This is a genomic window from Pseudomonas sp. 008 (assembly GCF_016861935.1).
GTDB lineage: Bacteria > Pseudomonadota > Gammaproteobacteria > Pseudomonadales > Pseudomonadaceae > Aquipseudomonas.
Window position 1 is genome coordinate 121,079 of the sequence record NZ_BOMA01000018.1, and the last position, 9,216, is coordinate 130,294.

The 9,216-nt window shown below is 59.1% G+C and carries 10 protein-coding genes; 3 read left to right on the forward strand and 7 right to left on the reverse strand.

The genetic code is table 11. The features are described 5' to 3' along the window. Nucleotides 1-222: 222 nt before the first annotated feature. The 3 genes from JUI81_RS31930 to JUI81_RS28855 all read left to right on the forward strand — a co-directional run bounded on the left by JUI81_RS31930 (nucleotide 223) and on the right by JUI81_RS28855 (nucleotide 1,240). Complete coding sequence (locus JUI81_RS31930) at nucleotides 223-471, forward strand: hypothetical protein (protein ID WP_081625793.1); 249 nt, start codon at nucleotides 223-225, stop codon at nucleotides 469-471. A gap of 159 nt (nucleotides 472-630) precedes the next feature. After that, complete coding sequence (locus tag JUI81_RS28850) at nucleotides 631-861, forward strand: hypothetical protein (protein WP_018928020.1); 231 nt, start codon at nucleotides 631-633, stop codon at nucleotides 859-861. A 139-nt stretch (nucleotides 862-1,000) separates the two neighbouring features. Then, entirely contained in the window at nucleotides 1,001-1,240 is a 240-nt protein-coding gene (locus tag JUI81_RS28855) for a DUF2789 domain-containing protein (protein WP_204125507.1), read from the forward strand. A 9-nt stretch (nucleotides 1,241-1,249) separates the two neighbouring features. Here JUI81_RS28855 and JUI81_RS28860 read toward each other — a convergent pair whose 3' ends face one another. From JUI81_RS28860 to JUI81_RS28890, 7 genes are all read right to left on the reverse strand, one after another. Beyond that, nucleotides 1,250-1,453, reverse strand: coding sequence for a hypothetical protein (locus tag JUI81_RS28860; RefSeq protein ID WP_204125508.1), 204 nt, complete (start codon nucleotides 1,451-1,453; stop codon nucleotides 1,250-1,252). Nucleotides 1,454-1,574: 121 nt separating this feature from the next. Continuing rightward, nucleotides 1,575-3,179, reverse strand: coding sequence for a methyl-accepting chemotaxis protein (locus tag JUI81_RS28865; RefSeq protein WP_028941028.1), 1,605 nt, complete (start codon nucleotides 3,177-3,179; stop codon nucleotides 1,575-1,577). Nucleotides 3,180-3,397: 218 nt separating this feature from the next. Continuing rightward, complete coding sequence (locus JUI81_RS28870) at nucleotides 3,398-3,802, reverse strand: TraR/DksA C4-type zinc finger protein (protein WP_007935965.1); 405 nt, start codon at nucleotides 3,800-3,802, stop codon at nucleotides 3,398-3,400. Between the two features lie 326 nt (nucleotides 3,803-4,128). Further along, entirely contained in the window at nucleotides 4,129-5,151 is a 1,023-nt protein-coding gene (locus JUI81_RS28875; RefSeq protein ID WP_018928024.1) for an ABC transporter permease, read from the reverse strand. Between the two features lie 57 nt (nucleotides 5,152-5,208). Further along, nucleotides 5,209-6,774: a sugar ABC transporter ATP-binding protein gene (locus JUI81_RS28880; RefSeq protein ID WP_019582685.1), complete on the reverse strand. Its 1,566-nt coding sequence runs from the start codon at nucleotides 6,772-6,774 to the stop codon at nucleotides 5,209-5,211. 69 nt (nucleotides 6,775-6,843) lie between these two features. Continuing rightward, entirely contained in the window at nucleotides 6,844-7,770 is a 927-nt protein-coding gene (locus tag JUI81_RS28885) for a sugar ABC transporter substrate-binding protein (RefSeq protein WP_019582686.1), read from the reverse strand. A 366-nt stretch (nucleotides 7,771-8,136) separates the two neighbouring features. Then, complete coding sequence (locus tag JUI81_RS28890; RefSeq protein ID WP_019582687.1) at nucleotides 8,137-9,189, reverse strand: Gfo/Idh/MocA family oxidoreductase; 1,053 nt, start codon at nucleotides 9,187-9,189, stop codon at nucleotides 8,137-8,139. Nucleotides 9,190-9,216 lie beyond the last annotated feature (27 nt).

Here is a 9,216-nt window from a genome sequence, read left to right on the forward strand (position 1 = left end):
AGGTTGAAGGAAAACGCCCTTCTGACGGCCAGAAAAACCTGACTACCAACTTTAGGGAAAAATCTCTTTAAAAAAAGCACTTTTCCGACATATCGCCAGAAAAAAATTGCTTTAGATGGGCAGCAATCGCCAACCAGTGACGGCGATTCTAGAGCAGCCATGCTCACCGAGACTACCCAAAACAACGTACACACGTCGGTAAAACCACGAAAAGGACTTCATATGTGCACACTGACTCACTTCGCCCAGCCTCACACACACCACACAAACAGTTCGTCACTTCTGCAATCGATAGTACTCCGCCAGCAGGATTTCCTCCCTGAGGCGCATCTGCTCCCGCGTTTTCAGGTGGTATTGGCCGGCAACGCCTTTTTTCACATCAGGGAAATATCCACAGGACGTGTCAGAGGTTTCCGCGCCGACCATAACGAAGCCTGCGCCCTTGCCCGCTCGCTCGAGTCTCGCAACTGACTCATCCTGCGGCATTCACATCTATAGACGTTTCGTCACGCCGGCGACTTAACTCAGCCGCCGGCAGGCAACTACTGCCATACTGCCCGCCCCATGAAACCCGTCCCCAGGGTGGACGGCGCTCAATACAACATAATATTTCAAAGGGAAGACTGCTACGTGACGGAATTTGATATCGGTGAATTTTTTATCCGGGGCGAAGCCAGAGAGGTCGACGGTGAATTCCAGGCAGTCATTATCATGCGCGCCAAACCGCCGTTGACCACCGTGTCGTATCACCAGGTTGAAAAGGATCGCTGGTTCAAGACTGCGGAAGTCGCGACGATTGCCGCCCAGGAATCCGCCAAAGCCCTGAAGCTTGCCGTCGATGAGGGTGCGTTGAAGGGCTGACCATCGGGTTTGCAGTCTATGCTCATCCCTGCTTTGGACATCGTTATCGAACTCCCTGGCGCGCGGCGCCTTCAGATGCAATGAAGCCGCACCTCAGACCTCACGCCCCAGGCGATTGATTATCTGCAAGGAGATGAAGATGGATTCACCCACACATGACTTGAAAGGCTTGTTCGACCAGCTCGGCCTGGACTCCAGCGAAAAGGCCATCGACGATTTCATTGCCCTGCATTCACCCTTGCCCGATAACAAGAAACTCATCGATGCCGAGTTCTGGACCCCGCAACAAGCCGGCTTCCTCAAGGAACAACTGCGTGAAGACGCCGATTGGGCGCACGTGGTCGACGACCTGAACCTGCGCATGCACCAGATCCACTAGCCAAGAGGCTCAATGCAGGCTGTCGGGCATTTCGGCGTTCAATTGTGCCAACCAGGCAGCCCTGCACTCCTCGGCTTCATTGCGACTGGAGAACACCGCCCCCCGGCGTTCACCATTGAGCAGCACCACCCAACAGACGCTCTGCCCCATCGCTCGCAAACTGGCGGGCACGCCGCTGCCAATCATGACCGCGACATCGACTTTGCTTTGCATGCTGACCTCTCGAATTTCATTAGCGACCTAACTATGCAGGCATGTTAATGAGTTCATCCGCGAGGAAACAGCAACGGCGCTGCACAGCTTCGTTGCATATGCGGTAACAATTGTCAGGCTATCAGCGAGGCTTTTCCGGTTTGTAGCCCAACCGCAATCCACCCCAGTGGCGACCCTTGAGCATGATCGGCACCGAGAGGTCGTGCATCAGTTCACCGGTGTCGCGGGTGTAGGTCTGCAACAGTACGGCCTGCTGGTGGCTGCCACAGCGAATCCCGGTGCGGTCGGCGAACTTGCGCTTGGTGCGGTTTTGCAGGGTATCGACCTGCACGTCGCCGGTCAGCGGCTGGCTGAACACGGTGTTGTGGGTCGGCACATACCCCTGCTGCGTGCAGGCAATGGCGAACACCAGGCCTTCGTGACGCGGCAGCAACGGTTCCTGAATCGCCGGCAAGACCTGATCGGTGTAACGGTCGAAGCGGGTCTGGTATTTGGTCGGGCTGGTGTTGGGGATCGCCTGGTAATTGCGATCGAACAGGTCGTCGAGGCTGACCCGCCCCTGGTCTATATCCGCCTCGAAACGCGCTGCAATCTGACTTGCCCCTTCGCGGGCCAGGTCGTAAATCCGCTGGTGATAGTCATCCAGCCCGACTTCGGCAAGGCGTTCGCTGATGGTTTCGGCCTGCCCTTCCATTTGCACCGCCGCCTGGGCCAGGCGCTGGGTTTGCTGGTCACTGATCGCCAGGTCGCTGCGCATTTGTTCGATGGCGTGGAACAGGCTGTCGAGTTGTTCGCGATTAGTGTCCGCGCCCAGAGCGATTTCCCCGACCTGCCTTTCAACACCGGCGGCCAGGCGCGCGATGTTTTCCAGGTGCTGCCCCGTGTGCTCGACCTGCGCAACGCCGGTATTCAGGTCGCTGGCCAACTGACGAATCTGCTCTACAACTTGCGCCGTGCGTTGTTGAATGTCAGCGACCATCTCCCCGACTTCGCCGGTCGCCGTCGCCGTGCGCGCGGCCAGGCCACGAACCTCATCGGCCACCACCGCAAACCCGCGACCATGTTCCCCGGCCCGCGCCGCTTCGATGGCCGCATTCAGCGCCAACAGGTTGGTCTGGCTGGCGATGGACTGGATCACCAGCGTGACCCGCTGGATATCGTCACTGCGCAGGCTCAGGGCTTCGATCAACTCGCGGCTGCTGCTGGCACGCTGACTGAGTTGATGCATGCGCGCGATGGACTCGATCAGTTCCGTACGCCCTGCCGCGCTGCTCTGATGGGCTTCGCTGGCCGCGCTCAAGGCTTCCCGGCTGAGTGTCGAGGTAACCTGTTCGGTGGCGATCATCACTTCAGCGCTGCTGACAATCTGTGCTGCGGCGCCGAGTTGCGATTGCAGCTTGTCGGCCAGTTGCTTGACCGAAAAGGCTACGCCGGCAGCCGACAAGGCGTTATGACTGGTGGTGTAGGAAAGATCACGAGTCAAACCGGCGATGGCGCTGGCGCTGTCCTCTGGGGTTGCCTCGGGGAGCGCGCGCGAACGCAGGCGCGGCAGCCAGATGATCAGCACGGCCAATGGCAGGCCAAGGTAAAGCGACCAGCCAGCCAATGCCATGCCACACAGCAAGAGCATCAGGGCGATGCTTTGCAGGGTCGGCGTGAGCCACTGGTTTTTCGGCAAAAGTACGGCTGCGGGCACTGCCCCAGCCAGAGACCCGTCTCGCGTCATCGTTTGTCACCCCAGGCATCTTCTAATTGTTGTATCCGCATTAAACGCCACCACAAGGCCATTATCTATGGTCCGTTAGTAGTGGGGGGTTGCAGCAGATCAATAGAAGTGCGTCGGCTTTTCGCAGACGTCGAAAAGCATCGCGGGCAAGCCTGCTCCCACAAAGTCCGTGCTGAACCTGTGGGAGCGGGCTTGCCCGCGATGGGGGCGCTACGAAATCAGGCCTGACGCTGGTGCTTGTCGATCTGCTCGTGACGTTCTTGAGCTTCGATGCAGTACTTGGTGGTCGGGCTGATCAGCAGGCGCTTGAGGCCAATTGGTTCGCCGCTGTCATCGCACCAGCCGAAGCTGTCTTCCTTGATGCGTTCCAGGGCCTGTTCCAACTGAGGCAGCATGCGCTGGTCGCGATCGATCGCGTTCACCAGCCAGGTGCGCTCTTCTTCGACAGAAGCTGCGTCAGCCGGATCGGCCGGGGTGTCCAGGCTCTCGATGGCGATGCGATTCTGTTCGATGCGCTCATGGGTTTCGACTTTCATGTTCTGCAACAGCTCAGAGAAAAAAGCATGTTGCTCGGCATTCATGTAGTCATCCGCCGGCATGGCCAGCAACTTGTCCTTTGTCATTGATATCTCTATAAAAAAACGTGCATTAAGGCGAATTAGGGAGCGTTCCGTTGAGCCTTGTGCGGTCATTGGAACGGCGCCGTTTATTCCAAGCGCCACCCGGCACTCAATTTACGAGGGGCGGCAGTCTAAGGCCGACTTGAGGCCTCAGCAACTGAAAAGACAGCAAATCTGTCCGACAAAGCCTTGAAAGTGCTCTATGGCGAGCTTTGAGGCGCTTATCGGAGTGCGTTTATAGCAAGAAATTCAGTCCAACGGCTGTATATAGAAGACAAACGGCTGCGCCACGCGGGTCAGGCGTGGCGCAGTTTCGTGTTTCGTGTGGCTTAGCGCTTGAGTTTGCGCTTGTTGCGGTACTGGTCGATGACCACCGCCACCACAATAATCAGCCCCTTGATAATGTCTTGAATATAAGCGTCAACACCGACAAAGGTAAAGCCGCTGGCCATAACCCCGAGAATCAATGCGCCAATCACGGTGCCGGTGATGCGCCCAACGCCACCGGCCAGGCTGGTGCCGCCGATGACCGCCGCGGCAATCGCGTCCAGTTCATAAGACATGCCCATCCCGGCCTGCCCGGTCGCGGCCCGTGCCGACGCCACCACCCCGGCCAGGCCGGCAAGCAACCCGGCGATGCTGTAGACGATCACCAGATGCCGCTTGACGTTGATCCCGGAGGTGCGCGCCGCCTGCATGTTGCCGCCGATGGCGTAGGTGTACTTACCGTACTTGGTGTAGCGCAGGGCAATGTGAAAGATCACTGCCACCACCAGAAAGATGATCACCGGCATCGCGCCATGCCCAATGGCTGTGTAGGAATCCGAGAGCATGCTCACCGGCTGACCTTCGGTGTAGTAGCGCGCCAGGCCGCGCGCCGAGACCATCATGCCGAGGGTGGCAATGAACGGTGGAATCCCGGTGATTGCAATGATGCTGCCGTTGATCGCCCCCGCCAGCAATCCCACCCCCAACCCGGTGATCACTGGAATCCACACCGGCAAGTCCGTCAGGGACGGAAACACCGCCCGGGCAAAGTCCGAGGTCTGGGCCAGGCTGGCGGCAATCATCGCCGACAGCGCCAGCACCGAACCCGAGGAAAGGTCGATACCGGTGGTGATGATGACCTGGGTTACCCCGATTGCCAGCAGGCCGATGATCGACACTTGCAGGATCATCAGCACCAGGCGCTGAGAGTTCATCAGAAAGCTCTGATCCCGCACGATCCAGCCGAACAACTCGAAGACCAGGCCGATGCCGATCAGTACCAGGAAGATACTCAGCTCAGTCGGGAAGCGCCGGCGACTCTTGACCGGTGCCATTGCAGGCTTGTTTTCCAGTATCGCGTTCATAACCACTCACCCTTCTATTGCGTCATCGACGGCAACCATGGCCACCGCCAGCATCCATTAGTGAACCGCGGACATGCCCGAGGCCAGTTGCATCACTCGTTCCTGGGTCGCTTCGCTGCGGTCGAGGGTGCCCATCAGGTCGCCCTCGTGCATGACCATGACCCGGTCGCTCATGCCCAGCACTTCCGGCAGTTCCGAGGAAATCATGATCACCGCCATGCCTTCGCTGGCCAGGTACGAGATCAGCCGGTAGATCTCGGCCTTGGCGCCGACATCGATGCCCCGGGTCGGCTCGTCGAGAATCAGGATTCGCGGGTTGGTCATCAGCCATCGCGCCAGCAACGCCTTCTGCTGATTACCGCCGGACAAGGTATCGATGCACTGCTCCAGCGACGGCGTTTTCACTCGCAGCTTCTTGCACATGTCTTCACACAACGCGCGCAGGGCTTTCTGCTGGATGAAGCCGTTGCCGACGTAATGGGGCAATACCGCCATTTCCATGTTTTCCAGCACCGACAGGCACGGGAACAGGCCGCTGAGCTTGCGATCTTCGGTCAACAGCGCGAAGCCCTTCTCGATGGCCATGTGCGGATCGGTGATGCGCACCACCTCGCCGTCGAGCCGGATCTCGCCACCGTCACTCGGAGTAATGCCGAAAATCGCCTCGGCGACATTGGTCCGCCCCGAGCCCATCAACCCGGCAATGCCCAGGATCTCGCCGGCATGCAGGTCGAAGGAGACATCCTTGAAAATGCCGTCCAGCTTGAGGTCGCGTACCGACAGCAACAGATCGCCGATCGGTTTCTCGCGCACCGGGAACAACTGGCTCAGCTCGCGGCCGACCATCATCGAAATCAGGCTGTCGCCGTCCATGCTGTCGGCCCGTTGCAGGCCGATGTAGGCGCCGTCGCGGAACACCGCCACTTCATCGGCGATGCTGAACACTTCGTTCATTTTGTGAGTGATGTAGATGATGCCTTTGCCCTGGCTCTTGAGGTCGGCAATGATCGAGAACAGGTGGGCGACTTCCTTATCGGTGATGGCCGAAGTCGGTTCGTCCATGATCAGGATGTCGGAGTCGTAGGACACCGCCTTGGCGATCTCGACCATCTGCCGTTCGGCGATGCTCAGGTTGCCCACCTGCTCTTCCGGATCGAGATTGATCCGCAGACGCTCCAGCAGTTTGGCGGTGCAGCGGTGCATTTCGCGGTGATCGATCATGTGCAGGCCGTTGAGCTGCTCGCGGCCGATCCAGATGTTCTCGGCGATGCTCATGTGCGGCATCAGGTTGAGTTCCTGGTGGATCATCGCAATCCCGGCCTGGAGCGCGGCCAGTGGCGTTTCGAAGACCACCGGCTTGCCCCGCAGGCGCAACTCGCCAGCGTCCGGCTGGTAGATGCCGGCAATGATTTTCATCAGGGTGGATTTGCCAGCACCGTTTTCGCCCATCAGCGCCAGCACGGAACCGGGACGCACCCGCAGCTGTACGTCGGACAAGGCCACCACACCGGGAAAACCCTTGCTGACGTTGATGATCTCCAGCAGGTACGGCTCATCGACAGGTGTTGCGGTTGGCTGGATACCCACCAACGGGGGGCTCGAAGCAGTCGCTGAAGCGAACATGATCAGGTACTCCATCAGCAAGGTCGCGTCGCAACCTTGCGTGCTTATTGTTGTTATCGAACGGACGGACTATTTGAACTGGTCAACGTTTTGCAAAGTGATCAAGCGATACGGCACCCATACGGCCTGTTCGACCGGCTCGTTCCTGGCCATTTTCACCGCCGTGTCGACCGAACCATCGGCCTGCCCCTTGGCGTCCTGGAACACCGAAACCAGCAGAGAGCCCTTCTTCACCGCGTTCAAACCGTCGGGCGTACCGTCAACACCGGCGATCAGCACGCTGCCTTTGGCGACACCCGCCTGCTGCAGGGCCATGGCCGCGCCAATCGCCATCTCGTCGTTGTTGGAGACGACCGCATCGAACTTGCGGCCCTGGGTCAGCCAGTCGTTGACCAGGGTCATGCCCTTGTCCCGCGACCAGATGCCGCTCTGCTCTTGCTCGATCTTGATGTTCGGGTACTTGGCCAGCACCTCTTTTACGCCCTTGGTACGGTTGGTGGTGGAGTTGTTGGCCAAATCACCGAGCAGAATCACGATGTCGCCCTTGCCGCCCATTTTTTCCGCCAGGTACTGCATCTGCATCTGACCGGCCTCCAGATCGTTGGAGGCGACAGTGACCACGCCTTTGGGCAGGTTCAAGTCATCGGGGCGGCGATTGACGTACACCAGCGGAATGCCGGCCTTGACCGCCGCTTCGGTAATTTTCTTGGTGGCGGCGGTATCCACCGGGTTGACCACAATGGCATCGACTTTCTGGCTGATGAAGCTTTCTACCTGGCTCAACTGCCTGACCACGTCGCTGCGCGCATCTTCGAACTGCAGCTTGACGCCATCAGGATAGGACTTGGCTTTGGTGTCCATGGATTCGCGCAGATAGGTCAGCCAGGTGTCATCGAACTGCGCCATGCTGACGCCGATCTTCATGTCAGCGAGTGCGGCACCGCTGGCGAGCATCAGGGACAAGGCGAGTGAGGCGAAACGGGTCTTGGTCTTCATGAAAGGTCTTTCTCCACATTCTTGTTGGTTTTATGGATAAGGCGTGACGATTTCAGTAAGCGGGCAAGCGGACTATCGGCGCTCCCGGAATGCAGCAGACCAGGGCGCCCTTGCGTTCGACGCAAAGCAAGCGAGAGACGGAATGAAACGAGACGCGAGGCAGGTCGCGAGAGAGGTGCAGCGCGGAACGTAAAGCATGCAGAGCAGAGTTGAAGGTTTTCATCGACGGTACCTGGCTTTGTTTCTTGTTTTTGGTGCGTCCTTCACTCGTTCAAGGCCTGCTTGAGCGTGATCGGACGTTGATAGTCGGCAACCTGGAAACGACTTTATTAGAAAATAATTTCTATATCAACTCATTTTAGAATTTTATTCTGATTTTGTTCCATGGCTTTCAAATGCGCTCAACGCCACCACTTGATGGCGCTCGAAACTGAGCCGCGCAGCGTCTAGCACGCGGGTGGTCGCCAGTGCATCACGGGCCTCGACCGGCAGTGGGCCACCGCTCTGTAACGCGGTTTGTAGCTGCAAATAGAACTGGTTCCAGCAGCCTCGCTCGGACGGCACCCGCTCGCGCACCTCGCCCTGTTCGAACCAGCCCCAGCGACGATGCTCTTCGACGCCCCAGCGCTCGCCCTCGGATTTGGGCGTGAGCCCGGCCAGGGTCGACGCCTCTTGCCCGTCCAGACCATCGACGCTGTAGCAGCCCTGGGTGCCGGTCACGCGAAAACGCGGGCCCGGGGTGTTTTGCAGGCAACTGCCACTCAGGTGCGAGATCACGCCACTGGCATGGGTCAGGGACATAAAGAAGCCGTTGTCGAAGGTCTGGCCTTTTTCGAGGTAATCCAGTTCGGCGTAAACCCGGGTGACGGGGCCGAACAACAGCAGCGCCTGATCCACCAGATGGCTGCCCAGATCACGCAGGAAACCACCGCCGCTGCCGTTGTTCACCGACTGTGGCGAGTAGCGTTCGATCCGCGACTCGAAACGGGTGACCTGGCCCAGGGCACCGGACTCGATGAGTTTGCGTACGGTGAGGAAATCCGAGTCCCAGCGCCGGTTCTGGTAAACGCTCAAATGCACGCCCTGACGCTCGGCCATGGTGATCAGGGTTTGCGCCTGCTGCGTATCGGCGGCGAACGGCTTGTCGCTGACCACCGCCACCCCGTGTTCGATGGCGTCGAGCACCAACGCCGGACGACCTTTGAGCGGCGTGGACACCACCAGCACATCAATCCCGGCTTCGACCAGTTGGCCAATGCTGTCGAAGGCCGGCACACCGGGATGTTCCGTGGCCAGCAGTTGTCGGCGCTCGGCGGAACGGGTGACCACGCCCACAAACGTCGCCGCCGGCAAACTGCTGATCAGCGGAGCATGGAAAAACCGGCCGCCATGGCCGTAACCGACAAGTCCGATACGCATGAAAGTATTCTCCTTATAGAACGCGGC

What these genes read in the sequence shown, in the direction of transcription:
- JUI81_RS28885 (WP_019582686.1), bottom strand. Translation starts at nt 7,770, where the DNA reads ATGAAGACCAAGACCCGTTTCGCCTCACTCGCCTTGTCCCTGATGCTC.
- JUI81_RS28880 (WP_019582685.1), bottom strand. Translation starts at nt 6,774, where the DNA reads ATGTTCGCTTCAGCGACTGCTTCGAGCCCCCCGTTGGTGGGTATCCAG.
- JUI81_RS28890 (WP_019582687.1), bottom strand. Translation starts at nt 9,189, where the DNA reads ATGCGTATCGGACTTGTCGGTTACGGCCATGGCGGCCGGTTTTTCCAT.
- JUI81_RS28855 (WP_204125507.1), top strand. Translation starts at nt 1,001, where the DNA reads ATGGATTCACCCACACATGACTTGAAAGGCTTGTTCGACCAGCTCGGC.
- JUI81_RS28870 (WP_007935965.1), bottom strand. Translation starts at nt 3,802, where the DNA reads ATGACAAAGGACAAGTTGCTGGCCATGCCGGCGGATGACTACATGAAT.
- JUI81_RS28865 (WP_028941028.1), bottom strand. Translation starts at nt 3,179, where the DNA reads ATGACGCGAGACGGGTCTCTGGCTGGGGCAGTGCCCGCAGCCGTACTT.
- JUI81_RS28875 (WP_018928024.1), bottom strand. Translation starts at nt 5,151, where the DNA reads ATGAACGCGATACTGGAAAACAAGCCTGCAATGGCACCGGTCAAGAGT.
- JUI81_RS28860 (WP_204125508.1), bottom strand. Translation starts at nt 1,453, where the DNA reads ATGCAAAGCAAAGTCGATGTCGCGGTCATGATTGGCAGCGGCGTGCCC.
- JUI81_RS31930 (WP_081625793.1), top strand. Translation starts at nt 223, where the DNA reads ATGTGCACACTGACTCACTTCGCCCAGCCTCACACACACCACACAAAC.